At 73.3% G+C, this 18,717-nt stretch carries 16 protein-coding genes; 7 read left to right on the top strand and 9 right to left on the bottom strand.

All coding sequences use genetic code 11. The features are described from left to right. The first annotated feature begins 94 nt into the window (after positions 1-94). The 4 genes from ACZ6AA_RS31805 to ACZ6AA_RS31790 all read left to right on the top strand — a co-directional run bounded on the left by ACZ6AA_RS31805 (position 95) and on the right by ACZ6AA_RS31790 (position 3,239). Positions 95-460 (top strand): Rv2175c family DNA-binding protein, encoded by a 366-nt coding sequence (locus ACZ6AA_RS31805; RefSeq protein ID WP_468481041.1) that lies wholly within the window; start codon positions 95-97, stop codon positions 458-460. A gap of 70 nt (positions 461-530) precedes the next feature. Next, on the top strand, positions 531-1,202 hold the full coding sequence (gene thiE, locus ACZ6AA_RS31800; protein WP_471461757.1) for a thiamine phosphate synthase: 672 nt from the start codon (positions 531-533) through the stop codon (positions 1,200-1,202). 159 nt (positions 1,203-1,361) lie between these two features. Then, on the top strand, positions 1,362-2,282 hold the full coding sequence (gene metF, locus ACZ6AA_RS31795) for a methylenetetrahydrofolate reductase [NAD(P)H] (RefSeq protein ID WP_468449107.1): 921 nt from the start codon (positions 1,362-1,364) through the stop codon (positions 2,280-2,282). A gap of 45 nt (positions 2,283-2,327) precedes the next feature. Then, a complete protein-coding gene (locus tag ACZ6AA_RS31790; RefSeq protein WP_471461753.1) occupies positions 2,328-3,239 on the top strand; it encodes a hypothetical protein in 912 nt (303 codons plus the stop codon). A 24-nt stretch (positions 3,240-3,263) separates the two neighbouring features. Here ACZ6AA_RS31790 and ACZ6AA_RS31785 read toward each other — a convergent pair whose 3' ends face one another. From ACZ6AA_RS31785 to ACZ6AA_RS31765, 5 genes are all read right to left on the bottom strand, one after another. Next, complete coding sequence (locus ACZ6AA_RS31785; protein ID WP_468481044.1) at positions 3,264-4,874, bottom strand: phytoene desaturase family protein; 1,611 nt, start codon at positions 4,872-4,874, stop codon at positions 3,264-3,266. Positions 4,875-5,100: 226 nt separating this feature from the next. Next, a complete protein-coding gene (locus tag ACZ6AA_RS31780; protein WP_468449101.1) occupies positions 5,101-5,730 on the bottom strand; it encodes a DUF4126 domain-containing protein in 630 nt (209 codons plus the stop codon). 390 nt (positions 5,731-6,120) lie between these two features. Next, positions 6,121-6,738: a TetR/AcrR family transcriptional regulator gene (locus ACZ6AA_RS31775; RefSeq protein WP_468449077.1), complete on the bottom strand. Its 618-nt coding sequence runs from the start codon at positions 6,736-6,738 to the stop codon at positions 6,121-6,123. 29 nt (positions 6,739-6,767) lie between these two features. After that, positions 6,768-8,852 (bottom strand): YhgE/Pip family protein, encoded by a 2,085-nt coding sequence (locus ACZ6AA_RS31770; protein ID WP_471461751.1) that lies wholly within the window; start codon positions 8,850-8,852, stop codon positions 6,768-6,770. Then, entirely contained in the window at positions 8,824-9,666 is an 843-nt protein-coding gene (locus ACZ6AA_RS31765; RefSeq protein ID WP_471461749.1) for an ATP-binding cassette domain-containing protein, read from the bottom strand. Before ACZ6AA_RS31765 ends, ACZ6AA_RS31770 begins: the two co-directional genes overlap by 29 nt. Positions 9,667-9,852: 186 nt before the next feature. On the opposite strand from ACZ6AA_RS31765, the gene ACZ6AA_RS31760 reads away from it, so the two are divergent. The 3 genes from ACZ6AA_RS31760 (at position 9,853) to ACZ6AA_RS31750 (ending at position 12,580) form a co-directional block, all read left to right on the top strand. Continuing rightward, on the top strand, positions 9,853-10,380 hold the full coding sequence (locus tag ACZ6AA_RS31760) for an SAV_6107 family HEPN domain-containing protein (RefSeq protein ID WP_468449072.1): 528 nt from the start codon (positions 9,853-9,855) through the stop codon (positions 10,378-10,380). Between the two features lie 615 nt (positions 10,381-10,995). After that, positions 10,996-11,856, top strand: coding sequence for a class I SAM-dependent methyltransferase (locus ACZ6AA_RS31755; RefSeq protein ID WP_471461746.1), 861 nt, complete (start codon positions 10,996-10,998; stop codon positions 11,854-11,856). A 301-nt stretch (positions 11,857-12,157) separates the two neighbouring features. Next, positions 12,158-12,580 carry a DUF3040 domain-containing protein gene (locus ACZ6AA_RS31750; protein WP_468449068.1) on the top strand — a complete coding sequence of 141 codons (423 nt, stop codon included), beginning with the start codon at positions 12,158-12,160 and terminating at the stop codon, positions 12,578-12,580. A 273-nt stretch (positions 12,581-12,853) separates the two neighbouring features. On the opposite strand, the gene ACZ6AA_RS31745 is transcribed toward ACZ6AA_RS31750, so the two are convergent. The 4 genes from ACZ6AA_RS31745 to ACZ6AA_RS31730 form a co-directional block, all read right to left on the bottom strand. Beyond that, the gene (locus ACZ6AA_RS31745) at positions 12,854-15,268 is read right to left on the bottom strand and encodes a transglutaminase TgpA family protein (RefSeq protein ID WP_471461742.1); all 2,415 of its coding nucleotides are present in this window, start codon (positions 15,266-15,268) and stop codon (positions 12,854-12,856) included. A 106-nt stretch (positions 15,269-15,374) separates the two neighbouring features. After that, positions 15,375-16,739 carry a DUF58 domain-containing protein gene (locus ACZ6AA_RS31740; protein WP_468449064.1) on the bottom strand — a complete coding sequence of 455 codons (1,365 nt, stop codon included), beginning with the start codon at positions 16,737-16,739 and terminating at the stop codon, positions 15,375-15,377. Further along, on the bottom strand, positions 16,739-17,755 hold the full coding sequence (locus ACZ6AA_RS31735; protein ID WP_468449062.1) for an AAA family ATPase: 1,017 nt from the start codon (positions 17,753-17,755) through the stop codon (positions 16,739-16,741). Before ACZ6AA_RS31735 ends, ACZ6AA_RS31740 begins: the two co-directional genes overlap by 1 nt. 255 nt (positions 17,756-18,010) lie before the next feature. After that, positions 18,011-18,574: a beta-class carbonic anhydrase gene (locus ACZ6AA_RS31730; RefSeq protein ID WP_468449060.1), complete on the bottom strand. Its 564-nt coding sequence runs from the start codon at positions 18,572-18,574 to the stop codon at positions 18,011-18,013. Positions 18,575-18,717: the final 143 nt, after the last annotated feature.

Genomic DNA, 18,717 nt, shown 5'->3' with positions numbered 1-18,717 from the left:
ACGCAGACCACCCATACCCCCATGGGGCACCGTGGGGCGCACCCGCACCCCACCCCCGCTACCGGCCCCCGGCCAGAAATGGCACGCTTGATCCGTGACCGAGATTGACGCAAAGACCGATGCTCTCGTCCCCGCCTGGCTGCACCTCCCCGACATCGCAGAGATGCTCGACATGGAGGTGACGCGCGTGCGCCAGCTGGTCAAGGAGGGCCAGCTGATCGCCGTGCGCCGCGGTGAGAACCGCACGCTGCAGGTGCCCGCCGCCTTCATCGACGGCGACAAGGTGGTCAAGGGCCTCGTAGGCACCCTGACGCTCCTGCGGGACGACGGCTTCACCGACGAAGAGGCACTGGAGTGGCTCTTCACCCCCGACCCGACCCTGCCCGGCACCCCCGCGCAGGCCCTGAGCGAGAATCGCGGGACGGAGGTGAAGCGCCGCGCGCAGGCGCTCGCCGTCTGACCTGAAACGACCGTCCGGCGTACGGGCCGCGGCCGCGGCCCGTACGCCACCGACACGGGGGGACCCCTTCATGGCCACCGACACGGCGGGCGCCTCCGCGCGCGCCCGGCTCGCCGACGCCCTGCTCTATCTGTGCGTCGACGCGCGCAAGCGCCAGGGGGACCTCCCCGAGTTCCTGGACGCCGTCCTCGCGGGCGGCGTCGACATCGTGCAGCTGCGCGACAAGGGCATGGAGGCCGCCGAGGAGCTGGAGCACCTCCAGGTCTTCGCGGACGCCTGCCGCCGCCACGGCAAGCTCCTCGCGGTGAACGACCGCGCGGACGTCGCCCACGCCGTCGGCGCCGACGTGCTGCATCTGGGCCAGGGCGACCTGCCCGTGCCCGCGGCCCGCGCCATCCTCGACGCCACCGGCGACGACGTCCTGATCGGCCGCTCCACGCACGCCGAGCACGAGGCCGCCGCGGCCGCCGTCCAGGAGGGCGTGGACTACTTCTGCACGGGCCCGTGCTGGCCGACGCCCACGAAGCCGGGCCGCCACGCCCCGGGTCTCGACCTGGTCCGGTACACGGCCGCGCTCGGCACCGACCGCCCCTGGTTCGCCATCGGGGGCATCGACGCGGGCAATCTGGACGAGGTCGTCGAGGCGGGCGCGCGCCGGGTGGTGGTCGTCCGCGCCATCACGGAGGCGGACGACCCCGGCGCCGCCGCCGCGGACTTCGCGAAGCGCCTGCGCACGGTCTGACGGCGACCGGGTCCGCACTCCTGTGCGCCCCACGCCGTATGCGTACGCCTGTTTGAGCAACACCCCCATGGTGTCCGATGCGTGGACAACAAACCGACTAACGGGACAAATGACCAACGTGCGGTTGGGTGACCGGCCCAGCCTGGCTAACCTGCCGGTATGGCCCTAGGCACTGCTTCCACCAGGACTGACCGCGCACGCACCGTGCGTGACATGCTCGCGACCGGCAAGACCACGTACTCGTTCGAGTTCTCGGCGCCGAAGACCCCCAAGGGCGAGCGGATCCTCTGGAACTCGCTGCGCCGGGTCGAGGCCGTCGCACCCAGCTTCGTCTCCGTGACGTACGGTGCGGGCGGCTCCACGCGCGCGGGCACGGTGCGCGAGACCCAGCAGATCGTCGCCGACTCGACGCTGACGCCCGTCGCCCACCTCACCGCCGTCGACCACTCCGTCGCCGAACTGCGCAACATCATCGGGCAGTACGCGGACGCCGGGATCCGCAACATGCTCGCGCTGCGCGGTGACCCGCCCGGCGACCCGATGGGCGACTGGGTCAAGCACCCCGAGGGGCTGACCTACGCCGCCGAACTGGTACGCCTCATCAAGGAGTCCGGCGACTTCTGCGTGGGCGTCGCCGCCTTCCCCGCGATGCACCCCCGCTCGGACACCTGGGAGGACGACGTCGCGCACTTCGTCGACAAGTGCCGCGCGGGCGCCGACTACGCGATCACCCAGATGTTCTTCCACCCGGAGGAATACCTGCGCCTGCGCGACCGCGTCGAGGCGGCCGGCTGCGGAACCCCGATCATCCCGGAGATCATGCCGGTGACGAACGTGCGCCAACTGGAGCGATTGCCGCAGCTCAGCAATGCGGACTTCCCGCCGGAACTGAAAGAGCGGATCCTCAGGTCCAAAGACGATCCCGCCGCTGTACGCTCCATTGGCATCGAGTTCGCGACGGAGTTCTGCGCGCGGCTGCTGGCCGAGGGAGTGCCGGGGCTGCACTTCATCACCTTGAACAACTCCACGGCGACGCTGGAGATCTACGAAAACCTGGGCCTGCACCACCAGCAGGCCTGACCGGTCGTACCCCTGGGGCCGCGGCCGCAGGGGAGAGGGGCGTACATGGGCTGGACGGTCCTCTACATCGCGTTCGGCGGAGTCGCGCTGTGGCTGCTCGGCGAGGTGCTGCTGCAGTACAAGGCGCGGCTGCGCTGGCGGTTGCTGGCGTTCGTCGGCTTCCTCGGTGTGGTCATCGGCGTCCTGATGCCGTCGGTGGTGGTCATCGCCATCGGCGCGATCGCGTTCGCCACCGGGCAGACGTATGTGACGCTGTCGTTCCGCCGCGGCTTCTCCACGGGCTGGGCGCTCGGCGGCCAGCCGGGCGCGAGCAAGCGCCGCAAGACGGTCTCCCGCGGTGCCCCCGCCGAGCCGACGCTCCAGGTCTCCGACCTGGAGTACGACGCGGCCGCCGCCGAGACCGGACCGTCCGCCTCCGACGTCCTTGAGCAGCAGGCCTCCGGATCCGGGGTGTACGAGCCCGAGCCCATGCCCGACGACACCGGGCAGTACGGCGTCTACAACGACGCGGCCTACGCCCAGGCCACCGCCGGTGACGGCTACGGCTTCGACGCCTACCCGCCGTACGACCCGCAGGGCGCCCCGGCGCAGGGCGAGCAGCAGGACCCGCTGCACTTCGCCTACGGAGACACCGGCGAGCAGCGCTACGCCGCCTACTCCGACCCGTACATCGGCCCGCAGACCTACGGCGCGCAGCCGGGCTACGACACCTACGCGGACCCGCAGCCGTACGCGCCCTACGGGGGCGACACCTACGGCGGCTACCAGGACACCCCGCCCGGCGGCGTCTGGGTCCCGCACCAGCGCACGAGCGAGCCCGCGCCGCCCTACGGCGCGGAACTCCCGCCCGAGCAGCCCGGCTACCCGCCCTTCCAGGGCGAGGGGCTGCCGCCGGAGACCGGGGGCCCGTTCGGCTACGAGCCCGGGGTCAACGGGGAGCAGCAGTACCGCTACTGAGGCCCCCCTCCCGTGGTTCCGCGCTCACTGCGAGCCGCGGAACTCGGGTCCCTCCACGATGAGTCCGGCGGCCAGCGTGCCCGACATGCCCGCGTGCGGCAGGCCGCCGCCGGGGTGCGACCAGCCGCCGACCGCGTAGAGCCCCGCCACGGCCGTGCTGTTGGCCGGGTGCAGCCGCCGTCCGGCCGCGGCGGCGAGGACGGGGGCAGGGACCGCGCCGCCTTCGGCGCCCGTCGCCTCGGCCACGTGCGCGGGCGTGCGGACCTCGTGCCACAGGAGGCGGTCGTCCAGGCCGGGGACCACCGCGGCCGCGCGGGCGATCAGCCGCCGCACGTCCGCGTCGGTGACCTCGGCGCCCGCGGGGACCACGGCGGTCAGCGTCACGGCTTCGTGCTCCGCGTCCGGCGCGGACGTCGGGTCGTCCGGGCGCAGGACCGTGAGGGTCGGGGTGGCGGGGAGGGCGGGGGAGCCGCTGCCGTCGTGGGCGGGGTGGGAGTCGCCGGTGTTTCTCGGAGCGTCCGGGGTCCCGGAGACGGGGGTGCCGGGGGTGCCGGGGGTCCCGAAGACAGGGGCGTCCGGGGACCCGAAGACACGGTCCAGTTCGTCCGCGCGGTCCGTGGTGTGCAGCACCGTCCGGTGCGCCGTGCCCTCGGGGCGGGCGCCGCGCAGGGCGAGCAGGACGGTGAGTCGGCTGGGGAGCCCGGACTGCGGGGGCACGTCCTGGGGGGCGCGGGCCGCCGTGCCGGACAGCATCGAGTCCAGCGCGCCGGGCGCCACCCCGGCCACCACGAAGTCCGCGTCCACGACGGTCCCGTCCGCCAGCTCGACGCCCGTCGCGCGCCCGTCCTTCTCCACGATCCGCACGACGGCCGACCCGAACGCGAACTCCACCCTGCGCGCGCGGCACCGCTCGTACACGGCGGTCGCGAGGGCCCGCATGCCGCCGCGCGCCGACCAGGTGCCGAAGGTCTGCTCCAGATAGGGCAGGACGGCCGCGCTCGCCGGGACCGTGCGCGGATCCAGGCCGCGTACCAGCGCGAAGTGCTCCAGGAGCGCGGTCAGCCGGGGCTCGCCGCCCAGCTCGAACTCGGCGACCTGGGCGAGCGTGGCCGCGCGCCGCTCACGGCGCAGCAGGCGCTTCCGGGCGACCGAGGGGTAGGGCTCGCGCTCCGCGAGGACCTGCCAGTTCGGCCACAGGGGCTCTTCCAGGAGCGGGCGGCGGGTGCGGTCCCAGGCCTCCCGCGCGCGGTTCATGAACGCCGCCCAGCGCGCGCCCGAGCCCGCGCCGAGCGCGCTGTCCAGGGCCTCGCCGACGCCCGCGCGGGAGGCGTTCGGCAGGTCCGCGGCCGTGCCGTCGGCGAAGACGTGGCGGACGGCGGGCTCGACCTGGGACAGCTCGACGCAGTCCTCCAGGGGCTGCTTGCCCGTCTTCACGAACAGGTCGCGGTAGACCGCGGGCAGGTGCAGCAGGGCCGGGCCCGTGTCGAACCCGAAGCCGTCGCGCTCCACGCGGCCGAGCGCGCCGCCGTACGTCCCCGCGCGCTCGTGCACCACCACCTGGTGGCCCGCCACGGCCAGCCGGGCGGCGGCCGTCATGGCGCCCATCCCGGCGCCGATCACCACAATCCGTGCCATGCCAGGGACTTTATCGGCACCCACTGACAGCGCCGTCGGGAGCCCGGGTCGGCCCGGGGGCTCAGGTCGGAGCGGGGGGCAGAGCGGCGCGGCGGGCCAGAGCGGTCGGTGGGCGCGAGATCGCTCCGGTGGGCGCCAGGGTGAGCCCCGCGGGTGCTCAGAACAGCCCGGCGAGTGCCTGGGCCAGCCCGACGGGCGCCGGGGGTCAGCCCGGCAAGCGCCCGGATCAGCCCGGCGGGCGCCGAGCCCCGTCCGGTGGCCGCCCCGCCGCCATCCTCTGCTCCTCCCGCCGCTGCGCCCTGCGCCGCAGGAAACGCCGGATCCGGTGCGCGAGGAACAGCAGCAGCACGAGCCCGGCGACGAGCAGCACGGCCGCGATGATCGCCGCGGCCTCGGGGTGGAACATCGCGAAGCTGACGATCCCGCCGACCCCGAGGTCCTCGGCGGTGCTCAGGACGAGGTTGCTGAACGGCTCGGGGGAGGTGTTGACCGCCATCCGCGTCCCGGCCTTGACGGCGTGGCTCGCGAGGGCCGTCGACCCGCCGACCGCGCCCGCCGCCACGTCCGACAGCGAACCGCTCTGCCCGGCGAGCAGCGCGCCCACCACCGCCCCGGACACCGGCCGGACGACGGTGTGCACGGCGTCCCACACCGAGTCCACGTAAGGGATCTTGTCGGCGACGGCCTCGCAGGCGAAGAGCACGCCCGCGGTGATGAGCACTCCGGGGCTCTGCAGCGACTCCGGGACCTCGTCGGACAGGCCGGTGGCCCCGAAGACACCGAGGAGCAGGATCACCGCGTAGGCGTTGATCCCGCTGGCCCAGCCACTGGTGAACACCAGGGGGAGTACGGACACGGCGTGATCGTAACCAGCGGGGCGCGATCCGGCCTGGGCACGGACACCCACGTCTGAGTATCCGTACCTAGACACGGAGATGAGTACGCGCGCGGATGGGACCCGACCTGCGGGGACGGGAGAGTGAGGGCACGGAGAAGGGCGCTGCACCGGAACCGCCGACACGGGGCGGCGGAATCGGGCGGCGCCCTTGGCCGCTCCTCCCGCCTCGCCCGTGGCGGGAGCGAGGCACGGGGGCGACCGGGGGACGACCACGGGGGTCGCGCGGGGGAATGCGACAAGCGCCGGTCCGGCGGGGCCTGGGACATCCAGGCTCCACCGGACCGGCGTCGCGCGACGACTGCGAACGGGTGAATGAGGCCCCCCGAGGGGCCCGCCGCCCGCCGCCGCTCACCTGCCGCCGCTCACCCGCCCCTGCAGCAGCCGCGACAGCGCCGCGTGCACGTCGTCGAGTGAGCGCTCCGGCTGGAACGACTGCCAGTCGAGCGCCGCCACCAGGACCATCCCGACCAGGGCGGCCGCCGTCAGCGGGATGTCGATCTCCTCGCTCAGCTCACCGCTCTCCACGCCCGCGCGCAGCACGTCCTCGACCACCGCCACGGCCTGCTGGCGCACCACCATGAGCGTGGACTGCCAGGCGCGGTTGGTGCGCCACAGCTCGGCGACGTACAGCTGGGTGAAGGCCGGGTAGCGGTCGATGAAGACGAGGCCCGCGCGGATCATCGCGTCCAGGGCGTCGACCTTGCGGCCGCCCTCCCGTGCGGCCTCGTCGGCGGCCTGCTTCAGGGATGCGGTGAGCAGGCCCACGCCGTGCCGCAGCAGCTCTTCGAAGAGGACGGATTTGCTGGCGAAGTTGTAGTAGACCGTGCCTTTCGCGACGCCCGCCCGCTCGGCGATCTCGTCAACTGTCGTGGCGGAGAAACCCTGTTCCGCGATGAGGGTGACGGCGGCTTCGTAGAGCTTCTGCCGCGTGGCCTCGCGCCGCGAGCTGCTCGCACTGCTTTCCATGAGCTTGATTTTCACAGGTTCCGCGGCGTTCACAGGCTCAGCTCCGGATGCAGCCGGTCCAGGGTCCACACCTGCTTGCGGCGCGCGGAGACGGCGGTGAGCGCCAGCGCGCCCACGGTGAAGGCCGCGAGCACCGCGCACGCCGTCCACACCGGTCCCAGGCCGCCGCCCGTGATGAGCCGCCGCAGGGCGTCGACGACGTGCGTCATCGGCAGGTACGGGTGGATCGCGCCGAAGAACGTCGGGCTCGTCTGCACCGGGTACGTGCCGCCCGCGGAGGTCAACTGGAGCATCAGGAAGGCAAGGACGAGGATCCGTCCGGCCGCTCCGAAGCGTGCGTTCAGCCACTGCACGATCGCCGCGAAGCAGCCCGTCACCAGGATCAGGAAGCCGATCGTCCCGGCCGCCCGCTCCATCTGAAGCCCGAGGCGCCAGTGCAGGACCGACATCAGAGCCGCCACTTGCAGCGTGCCGAGGGCGGCGACGGGGAGCCAGCCCGCGAGCGCGATGCGCCAGGCGGGGGCGCCCGCGGCGAGCGCGCGCCGGTTGAGCGGCTGGATCAGCATGTACGCCACCATCGCGCCGACCCACAGGGACAGCGGGATGAAGTACGGGGCGAAACCCGTGCCGTAGTTGGGCGCCTTGTGCAGCGACTGGGAGGCGAGCTGCACCGGGTCGGCCATGACGTCCGTGCGCCGGTCGCGGTCCTGCTTGTCGTAGTCGGGGATCTTCTTGACGCCGTCGTGCAGTCCGCCCGCGAGCTCCTGGGAGCCGTCGGCCAGCTTGAACATGCCGCCGTCGAGGTCGGTCGCGCCCGTCTTCAGCTTGTCGACGCCCGTGTCCAGGTCCGCGGCGCCGGTCTTGGCCGTGCCGAGGCCCGTGTGCAGCTTCTTGGCGCCCTTGGCGACGTCTGAGGCGCCCGTGTTGAGCGCGTTGACGTCCCTGACGGTCTTCTCCAGGTTCTCGTCCAGGTGCGGGGCGCGGTCGGCGAGGCCCTGGGCCTTCTTCTGGAGGGTGGCGAGGTTCGTGTCGAGGCTCTTCAGGTCGCCGTTCTGGTCCTTGACGAGCGTGTCGACGTCCCCGGCGACGGTCGAGACGTCGGCCGCGACCTCCTTGGCCTTCTTCAGCTTCGGACACCAGGTGGGGGCGTCGGTGAGCTGCTGACACTGCTCTTCGTAGAGGCCGTTCAGGGTGGCCGACGCCTCCTTGGCCTCGGTCGCCGCCTTGGGGGCCCTCTCGACGAGGGTCTTCAGGTTGTGCCGTACCGCGCGGGAGGAGTCGGCGACGAGCTGGGCGCTGTCGCCGAGCACCTTGCCGTTGTCCTTCAGGTACGGCCGCACCTTGGCGGCGTCGCCGTTGACGCGGTCGGCCAGCTTCTGCGTGCCGTCCGCGACCCGGCGCGAGCCGTCCTCCAGGTCGCCCGCGCCGGTGTGCAGCTTCCGCACGCCCGAGGCGAGGTCCCCGCTGCCGGTCTTGGCGTTCTTCAGGCCGTCGACGAGGTCCTTGGAGCCCTTCTTGGCCTTGCCGATGCCGCCTTCGAGCCTGTCGGCGCCCTTGGCGGCCTTCTGTGTCTTGCCGTGGATGTCGGAGAACGAGATGAAGATCTTGTCCAGCATGTTCCGCGACGCCTTCGTGGACGCGGCCGTGCGCACCTCGGAGAAGACCGTCCGCGAGATCTGCCCGACGATGTAGTTGTTGGCATCGTTCGTACGGACCTTCAGAGCGCCCGTCTCCGGGGCGTCACCGGAACTGGATCCCACCCGCTTGCTGAAGTCCGACGGCATCGTCAGCGACAGGTAGTACGTGCCGTCCTCGACGCCCTCGCGGGCCTCCGCGGCGCTCACCTCGTGCCAGTCGAAGGTCTTGCTGTCGAGCAGCCGCTCGGCGATGCCGTCGCCCGCCGTGAGCTTCTTGCCGTCGACGGTCGCGCCCTTGTCGTCGTTCACGAGGGCCACGGGGATCTTGTCCAGGCGGCCGTACGGGTCCCAGAAGGACCACAGGTACAGCGCGCCGTACAGCAGGGGCAGCAGCAGGAGCGCCACGAGGGCCGCGCGGGGCAGCCTGCCCCTGCCGAAGCGCTTGAGCTCAAGCGCGGCGAGCTTCGGCGACCGCATCGGCCGTCTCCTTGTCGTCGTCGGTGTCGGTGTCGTCGCTGTGGTCGGTCGTGTCGGTCGTGTCGCGTACGTCGCCCGTATCGGCTGTACCAGCTGTGTCGCGTACGTCGGCCTCCGCGCGCGGGGCTGTCGATACGACGACCGCGTCCTCCGGGGCCTCGCTGCACACGGCCACGACGGTCGTGCCGTTCGCGGCGATGGACCTCAACAGGTCCCAGGCGGCCTCCCGTTCGGCGTCCGAGAGCTTGAGGTCGGTGTCGTCGACGCCGAGCAGCCGGGGCCGCGCGATCAGGGCGAGCGCCACGGAGAGCCGCAGCGCTTCGAGCCGCTCCAGGTCGCGTACGGCGGTCCGGGAACCCTTGGGCAGCGCCTCGACGTCGAGTCCGGCGGCCCGCAACGCGGTGTCGATCCGCAGCCGGGACTCGGTCGCCCGCTCCTTGCGCGGCCGCAGCAGGCCACGCAGTGAGCCCTCGAACCGCCGCTCCAGGAAGGCCCGTTCCCGCAGGTGCTCGGCCACGGTCAGGGCGGGGTCGAGGTCGGTGACGCCCGGAACGGGGCCGAGCCCGCTGATCCGGCGCACGGCGGCCAACTGCTTGGGCAGCCGGTGGCGGCCGACGGTCGCCGCGCCCTCGGTGGACCGCATCCGGCCCGTGAGGGCGAGCAGCAGACAGGTCCGGCCGGAGCCGGACGGCCCCTCGATCGCGATCAGCGACCCGGGCCCGGCCGTGATCCCGACGCCGCGGAACGCCCAGCCCCGCGGCCCCTTGAGCCCGAAGTCCACCGCGCTGACGGCGGCGCCGTGCGGACCGTCCACGGTCCCCCCTCGTCCGATTCCCGGGGGCCCGGCGGGCCCGAGTTTTTGAACTGACTGGTCAGTGCAAAAACTATCCCGAACCTTCGATCGAGGCAAAAGTGCTGGTCAGGGCGGATTGTCAGTGGCGTACTCCACGATGGGCACATACGGCCACTGCGCCGTCACTCAGACGACAGGAGGTTCGTCATGGCCAGTTCTCACGCCGCAGCCGCACGCCGGCGCCGCGCCCTCGGCCCTGCCCCCTCACTGACCGGTCCCGCGAGCGACGTCCACCCGGTGCTCCGCCGGGCCTCGGCCCCGCCCGCCGCCCTCGAACTGCTCGCCCAGGCCCGCGCCGGACTCGACGAGGCGGCCCACCTGGACACGTCGAACGAGCGCTACGCCACCGCCCACCTGGCCGCCCTGCGCACCGCGGCCGCGGTCCTCGCCGCCCGCGGCCGCCCCGAGCTCAACCCACGCCGCAGGCAGCGCATCCGGAGCGCCTGGGAAGTGCTCCCCGAGATAGCACCCGAACTGACCGAGTGGAGCGCCCTGTTCGCCTCCGGCGCCGCCCGCAGGGCCCGCGCCGAGGCGGGCATCGAGGGCGCCGCGACCGTCCGCGACGCCGACGACCTGCTGCGGGACGTGGCGATGTTCCTGCGCCTGGTCGAGCGCATGCTCGTCCTCCAGCCCGTGCTGCCCCAGCCGAGGAAGGAGTCGCCGGACGGCGGCTGAGCGGAGGGGGTACGGGGGCCGAAGCGGAGGGAGCCCGGGGCCGGGACCGAGGTGAGTCCGGGGCCGGGGGAGTCCGGGGCTGAGGCCGAGGTGAGTCCGGGGCACAGGACGAGGAGCATGGCGCGGCCGGGACCGAGCGGTATGGCGCGGCCCGGACCGAGAGGCGTGGCGCGGCCGGGACCGAGGGGCGTGATGCGGCCCGGACCGAGGGGCATGGTCTGGCCGGGACCGAGGGCCGGGGCGAGCCCGAACCGGGACCGAGGGCCGGGGCGAGCCCGAAGCGGAGGGGCAAGGCTGGGCCGAAGCCGAAGCCGAAGCCGAAGCCGAAGCCGAAGCCGAAGCCGAAGCCGAAGCCGAAGCTGCCGCTGAAGGCGGGAGCAGGGGCGTGGCTGAAGGCAGGACAAGGCCGCGGCTGAAGCCGGGAGCAAGGGTGCCGCTGAAGGGGGGCAGGGGCGTGACTGAAGGCGCCCCGACCCTCGCTGACCCGCGCGGACGCGCACCGACCGACCCGTGGGACGGATGACGGGGCACGGCCGCGAAGGCAATAGGGTGGAGGCGCCCGCACCCGAACAGCCCGCCGTACCCAGGCGGAGCCGCGCCGAGGAGTCAACTGCCGTGTCGGACCCGATGCGCCCGCCCGTCTCCCCCCGCCCCACGCAGACGGCGTCACCGCGCTCCGACCCCCCTCGTCCGGGCGCCTCGCTGCGCACCGCCGTGGTCTGGGACGTCCTCAAGGACGCCCTCGACCGCCGGATCAAGGCCACGGGCCAGGTGCAGGACGCCGCGGCCGCCCTGGACGTGCTCGACACCGGCGGAGGCAGCGGCAACTTCGCCGTGCCCGTCGCCCGCCTCGGCCACCGCGTCACGGTCGTCGACCCCAGCCCGAACGCCCTGTTCGCGCTGGAGCGCCGCGCCGCCGAGGCCGGAGTCGCCGACCGCGTGCGCGGAGTGCAGGGCGATGTGCACGGCCTCTTCGACGTGGTCGAGCGCGGCGGTTACGACGCGGTGCTGTGCCACGGCGTCCTGGAGTACGTGGACGACCCGGCCGAGGGCGTGCGCAACGCCGTCAGCGCCCTGCGCCCCGGCGGTGTGCTCAGCCTGCTCGCCGCGGGCGTCGGCGGCGCCGTGCTCGCCCGCGCGCTCGCCGGACACTTCAGCGAGGCCCGCCGGGCCCTCGACGACCCGGCCGGGCGCTGGGGCGAGGGCGACCCGGTGCCGCGCCGCTTCACCGCCGACCAGCTGACCGAGCTGGTCGAGGGCGCGGGCCTGCACGTCGGCGCCGTGCACGGCGTGCGCGTCTTCGCCGACCTGGTCCCCGGCGTCCTCGTGGACACCGAGCCCGGCGCCCTGGAGGCGCTGCTCAAGCTGGAGGCCGCCGCCGCCGAGCTGTCCGCCTTCCACTCCGTGGCCACCCAACTGCATGTGCTGGGCGAGACGGCGGGGGCGGCAGCGGACACCGAGGCCGACGGGGCCTGAGCGCCGACCGGCGCCTGAGGCCCCTGTGACGGCTGGGATCGGCTCGCTGATCAGCGACGCAGCCGCACATGGAGTACGCCACAGGCCCCCCGAACGGGCTACCGGCGCCGTATGATCGAGGGACACCGTCCGGCATGACGGACCGGCCGCTGGGGAATGCAGGCTTCAGCGACCCGGAGCGACCTGACGGTCCGGTTTGGCGAAGTTGGCGCAGAGGGGCGGGTTTCACGGGGGCGATTCCCTGCCTATCCTGAAGGGGACCCCCCGGTCGCCCCGGCGACTGCACGATGAGGAGGACTCCGTGCCGCTCTCGGAGCACGAGCAGCGCATGCTCGAGCAGATGGAGCGAGCGCTGTACGCCGAAGATCCCAAGTTCGCGACAGCGCTTGAGGGAAGCGGGCTGCGTACGTACACCCGGAAGCGGGTCTACCAAGCGGTCGCGGGCTTCCTGGTGGGCATTGCCCTTCTCATGGCCGGAATGGTCGCCCAGCTGATCTGGGTGAGCGTAGTGGGCTTCCTCGTCATGCTGGGGTGTGCGGTGCTCGCCGTCACTGGTTGGCGCAAGGCGCCCAAGCCTGGAGAGCAGGCACCCGGAGCAGCGGCGGCCGCGGCCCCCGGTGCGCCACCCGGCCGCCGACAGCAGTCCCGGCAGCGCCGCTCCATGATGGACCGCATCGAACAGCGCTGGCAGCGCCGCAGGGACGAGCAGCAGGGCGGCCAGTAGCCCGTCCGGCCGCGCCCTGCGGGCGTACCCCGGGACGCACAGCGGCCCGTCGGCAGGCGTCCACACGCCGACCTCCACGACGTACCTGTGGGGGGTGACCGAAACGCATCGGTCACCCCCCACACGTATGTCCGCGCCCGCCCGGCTGCCCGCGCCCCCAGCGCCGAGCCCTCAGCACCCCATGAAGCGGCGCCCGGCCATGGACCGGGCGCCGCTTCATCTGCTCACACAAGCCGGGGGCCGGACATCCCGTCCTCCCCCGGCCGGAGAGGCCTAGCCCCCCTGTCGCGCAGGCCTCCTCAGCGCCTCCCAGCGCCTGACCGCCCACTGCGACCAGCGGCTGCTCAGCGCTGCCCAGCGGTCCGACGCCGCCCACACCACCCGGGCGGCCGAACGCGGGGCGAGCGTCGCCCGCAGCCGCGTCGTCCGGCTCGCGGAGGCGCGCAGTCCGTCCCGCAGGCGGCGCACATCGTCGCCGAGACCCGGCGCGGGCTGCGGCCGGGGCGCGTACAGGACCTGCTCCACCGCCGCCGCCACCCGGTGCACCGACTCCGCGGGGCCCGTGCCGAGCCCGCCGACCCGGACGATCCGGGCGGCCGCCTTCCGCGGTGTCTGCGACTCGTCCGGAGTGATGCCGTGGTCCCAGGCGGTGTCGGTGACCTCCTGCCAGGCCGCCAGGGTCCGCGCGGCCGCGTCCGCCTCCGTGCGCCCGCCGCTCCCGAGCCGCACCGCGCGCACCCGAGCCCGCCACAGCATGGGCAGCGCGGGCACCACCAGGACGATCAGCGCGAGGAGTGTCCCGCCGACGATCCAGCCGAGCGGCGGCCCTCCGTCGTCGGAACCGCCCGTGAGCTGCGGCATCGCGCTCGTACAGCCGCCCTGCTGCTGCAGGTCACGCGCGCAGTCCTGGGACTGCGAGGGCGTCGGCGAGGGCGCCGTGGACGCGGACGGCTCGGGCACGGCCGACGCGTCGGAGTCCTCGGAGGGGGTGTCCGGACGGGTGTACTCGGGCACCGAGCCGCGGTTCGGCGTCGGCTCGAACCGGGTCCAGCCCACCCCCTCGAAGTACAGCTCGGGCCACGCGTGGGCGTCCCGCAGACCGACCGACATGGTGCCGTTCGACTGCGCGGAACCCGGGGTGAAGCCCACCGCGACGCGCGCCGGGATGCCGAGCGTGCGGGCCATCGACGCCATGGCGAAGGAGAAGTGGACGCAGAAGCCCTCCTTCTGGTCCAGGAAGCGGGCGATGGCGGACGGGCCGCTGCCCGCGCGGACCTGCGTGTTGTACGTGAAGCCGCCCTCCGAGGCGAACCAGTCCTGCAGCTTCACCGCGCGTTCGTAGTCGTTCGCCGACCCCTCGGTGACCTCCCGCGCGGTGGACGCCACCACCGACGGCAGCGAGCCGGGCACCTTGGTGAACTCCCGGGCGAGGTCCGACCGCGGCGCGGGCGCCGACGCCAGTTGCTCGGCCGTCGGCTCCACCACCAGGCTGTTGACGCTGTACTGCGCGCCCCGGGTGGTCTGGCCGCGGTCCCCGACGAGGGCGCGGCCCACCGGCTCGTACCGCCAGCGTCCCTCGATGCGGACCTGGCTTGCCGGATAGGGCATCGGCAGCCAGTTCTGCGCGTAGCGGTCGTCGGCCGAGATGTTCGTCTGGATCTCGGTCCTGCGGACCTCGGGGGACAGGCCCGGCGGGTCCGGCAGGCGCGACGGCACATCCGAGATGTCCCGGACCGTGGTCCGCCAGGTCGTGCCGTCGAACTTGTCGAGCGAGACGATCCGCAGATACAGGTCCTGGGTGTTCTTGGCGTTCGTGCGGTACGAGATGACCTCGCGGTCCTCCGGCTGGTTCAGGCTGTCCTGGAGCGCGACCAGCGGATTCACCGCGGAGATCGTGCCGCCCCCGCCCCCGTCGCCGCCCCCGGGCCCGTCCGAGCCGTCGAGCAGGCCCCCGTCGAGGGCGGGCAGCGCCAGCGGCACGACCAGGGCGATGCCGAGGGCGACGGCGCCGATGCGGCGGCCCGTGCGGACCGGGGCGATGGCGCCGCCCTCGGAGTCGAGCCCGGCCGAGACCCGCCCGGGGGCCTGCCCCGAGCCGCCGAAGACCCGCCCCCACTGCGAGAGCCGGTCCCGGCCCTCGGCGAGGAGCAGCAGCAGATAACCGGCCGCGGCGAGCAGGAACCACAGCCACCCGGCGCCGTCCCCGGAGAGCCCGGCCGCGACCGAGTACAGGGCGAGCAGCGGCAGCCCGGCCGGTGCGGCCGTGCGGAACGTCACCGCGAGGGCGTCCACCACCAGGCCCACCACGAGCACACCGCCGACCACCATCAGGCGGATGCCGTCGGTGAGCGGCGCCGGAATCGCGTACCGCCCCACGTCGTCGCCGCCCGCTTCCAGCAGCGTGCTGAAGTGTCGGAAGACCTCAGGACCCGGGATCACCCCGGCGACGGCCTGCTCCCGCGCGAACACCAGCGTCAGGAGCAGCAGCGTCACCAGGGCCTGCACGGCCACCGTGACCGGCCGCGCCAGCGGGACCCGCCGGGCGAGCGCGCCGACCCCGCTCTGCAGCGCCAGCAGGATCGCCGCCTGGACGAGCCAGCCCGATGTGTCGACGAGCGGCAGCAGCGCGCCCGACGCCATCAGCGTGGCGGCGGTGGCACACAGCGCAAGCCGCGTACGCCCACTCATGAAGCACCCCCCGGGCTCACCGAGAACCCCTCGTAGTCGTACCGGCGGCCCTGGGGCCGCGCGCCCGCGGAGCCGTCCTCGGAGTCACCCGCTCCCGGGCGCCCCCTCATGACCAGCCCCCGGCCGTCGTCCCCGCCGTCGGCGCGGGACCCGCGGTGGTGCGCAGGCGGTCCGCCTGCCGCCACAGGTCGACCAGGGCGACCCCCGGAGGCACCGCGACCGCCGTCCAGCCCGCCTCGTTGAGCAGCCGCACCGAGTGCTGTGCCGCCGCCGACGGTGCCGGCACGGAACCCTGGGTCCAGGCCGCGCTGTCCAGGACGAAGGCGACCGCTGCGCCGCTGCGCTGGCGCATCTTGGCGATCACCGCGGCCTGCTCGTCGTCCAGGTCGCCGAGGAAGGCCACGAGCAGCCCCTCGTTCCCGCCGCGCAGCACGTCGTACGCGCGCGAGAGGCCCGCGCCGTCCGAGTGGTCGATGACGGCGAGCGTGTCCATCATGAGCCCGGCCGCGTCCGCCGACTCCTGGCTCGCGCCCGCGAAGCCGTCCGCGCCCTCGCCCGGGAGCGAGTTGCCGGTGTCCGTCAGGAGCCGTACCGAGAAGCCCCGTTCGAGCATGTGCACCAGGGCGGACGCGGTGCCCGCCACCGCCCACTCGAAGGCCGAGTCCGGGCCCGCGCCCTGGTAGGCGACGTCCCGGGTGTCCAGGAGCACCGTGCAGCGCGAGCGCTGCGGCTGCTCCTCGCGGCGCACCATCAACTCGCCGTAGCGCGCGGTGGAGCGCCAGTGGACGCGGCGCAGGTCGTCGCCGTAGCGGTACCCGCGCGGGATGACGTCGTCCTCCCCGGCGAGCGCAAGGGAGCGGTGCCGTCCGTCGCCGTACCCCTTGGCCTCGCCGGTGAGCCGCACCGGCGGCAGTGCCTCCACGCGCGGGACGACCGTCAGGGTGTCGTACGTCGAGAAGGAGCGGGTCAGCTCGCACATGCCGAACGGGTCGGTCAGGCGCAGCTGGAGCGGTCCGAGCGGATAGCGGCCGCGCAGGTCCGAGCGCACCCGGTAGGACACCTCGCGGCGGCCGCCCGCCTCGACCCGGTCGAGCACGAAGCGCGGGCGCGGCCCAAGGACGTAGGGCACCCGGTCCTGGAGCATCAGCAGGCCCGTGGGCAGCCGCGAGACGTTGTCCATCCGCAGGTGCACGCGCGCCTCCGAACCGGCGGGCACGCGCGCGGGGGAGAGGCGGCGGCTGCCCGCGACGCGGTAGCGCGTGCGGTAGAGCACGGCCGCGCACACCAGCGGGAGCACCGCGAGGAGCAGGCCGACCCGCAGCAGGTCGCTCTGCCCGAGGACATAGGCGCACACGGCGGCGGCGATGCCCGCCGCGAAGAAGGAGCGGCCGCGGGTGGTCAGTCCGGCGAGCGCCGTGCGCAGGCCGCCCCGGTCGTCCTCGGCGCGCGCGGCAGGCCCCCCGGCGGCCATCACAGCCTCCGCGAGCCGGGCGGCTGGCCGAAGAAGCCCTGGCCGGGCTGCTGGGTCGCCGGGACGGGGGTGCGCTGGAGGATCTCAAGGACCACGGCCTCGGCCGTGCGCCGGTTGAGCTGTGCCTGGGCCGTGGGCAGCAGGCGGTGGGCGAGGACCGCGACGGCGAGTGCCTGCACGTCGTCCGGCAGGGCGAACTCGCGGCCGCTGAGGGCGGCGGAGGCCTTGGCCGCGCGCAGCAGGTGCAGCGTCGCGCGCGGGGAGGCGCCCAGGCGCAGGTCCGGGTGGCTGCGGGTGGCCGAGACCAGGTCGACGGCGTATCTGCGCACGGAGTCGGCGACGTGGACCGTGCGGACCGCGTCGATGAGCTTCACGATGTCGTGGGCGTGCGCCACCGGCTGGAGGTCGTCGAGCGGCGAGACGCCGCCGTGCACGTCCAGCATCTGCAGCTCGGCCTCCGGGGCCGGATAGCCGATCGAGACGCGGGCCATGAAACGGTCGCGCTGCGCCTCGGGCAGCGGGTAGGTGCCCTCCATCTCGACCGGGTTCTGCGTGGCCACCACCATGAAGGGGCTGGGCAGTTCGTACGTCTGCCCGTCGATGGTGACCTGGCGCTCCTCCATGGACTCCAGGAGCGCGGACTGCGTCTTCGGGGACGCGCGGTTGATCTCGTCGCCGATCACGATCTGCGCGAAGATCGCTCCCGGCTTGAACTCGAAGTCACGGCGCTGCTGGTCCCAGATGGACACGCCCGTGATGTCCGAAGGCAGCAGGTCCGGCGTGAACTGGATACGCCGCACCGAGCAGTCGATGGACCGCGCGAGTGCCTTGGCGAGCATGGTCTTGCCCACGCCCGGCACATCCTCGATGAGCAGGTGCCCCTCCGCCAGGAGCACGGTCAGCGAAAGCCGTACGACCTCCGGCTTGCCCTCGATCACACCCTCGATCGACCTGCGGACACGCTCCGCGGTCGTGGTCAGATCTGTGAGGCTCGCTCGATCGTCATAGGTCGTCACCCGGCCCTCCTCGGCCCTTCCCCACGCTCGGCAAGGAGCACAGGTTTCTTCTTTTTCCCGGGCCGAACGCTCGCGTGCGGACCGGCCCACCCCGAAACACGGACGCCACGCGTGAAAGGTTCAGCGCGACGCCACACAGGCATTCTTGTTGGGCTTACCGGTTCGTGTCACTCGCCTGTGGACAACTGGCGGCGATATGTCGGGGCTTGTCGCCTTTTGGGTACCGGAGATTGTCCGGTACCCAACAGACGACGGTCACGCAGGGTCGATCTCGCGGAGGAGCCCCGTCTTCACGTCGAACACGAATCCACGGACGTCGTCGGAGTGCAGCAGGAAGGGCGAGGTCCGCACGCGCTGCATGGACTGGCGCACGTCCTGGTCGACGTCGCGGAACGACTCCACCGCCCACGTCGGCCGCTGCCCGACCTCGTTCTCCAGGTCCTGCCGGAACTCCTCGGTGAGGGACTCCAGGCCGCAGCCGGTGTGGTGGATCAGGACCACGCTGCGGGTGCCGAGCGCCCGCTGGCTGATGGTCAGGGAGCGGATCACGTCATCGGTGACCACGCCGCCCGCGTTGCGGATCGTGTGGCAGTCGCCCAGCTCCAGGCCGAGGGCGTCGTGCAGGTCGAGGCGGGCGTCCATGCAGGCGACCACGGCGACGCGCAGCACGGGGCGGGCGTCCATGCCCGGGTCGGTGAAATCGGCGGCGTACCGCTCGTTGGCCTCGACGAGGCGGTCGGTGACGGTGCCGTCCTCGCGTGCGCCGGTCGTGGGTATGGCGTCTTCGGAATTCGTGGGGAGTGATGCGGAAGTCGTCATGACTATGACGGTAGTGGTCACGCGCGGTGAGGGCCTGCGGTGAGAGCGGACAAAGAACGCCATAGGGCGTTGTTGTGAGGTAACCCACAGGGGCCCGGAGGGCGCGTCCGAACCGGTGCCGCGGGGCGCGTCCGAACCGGTGA

Source organism: Streptomyces sp. NPDC040610 (assembly GCF_055594065.1).
This window is presented reverse-complemented; position numbering and strand designations above follow the sequence as displayed.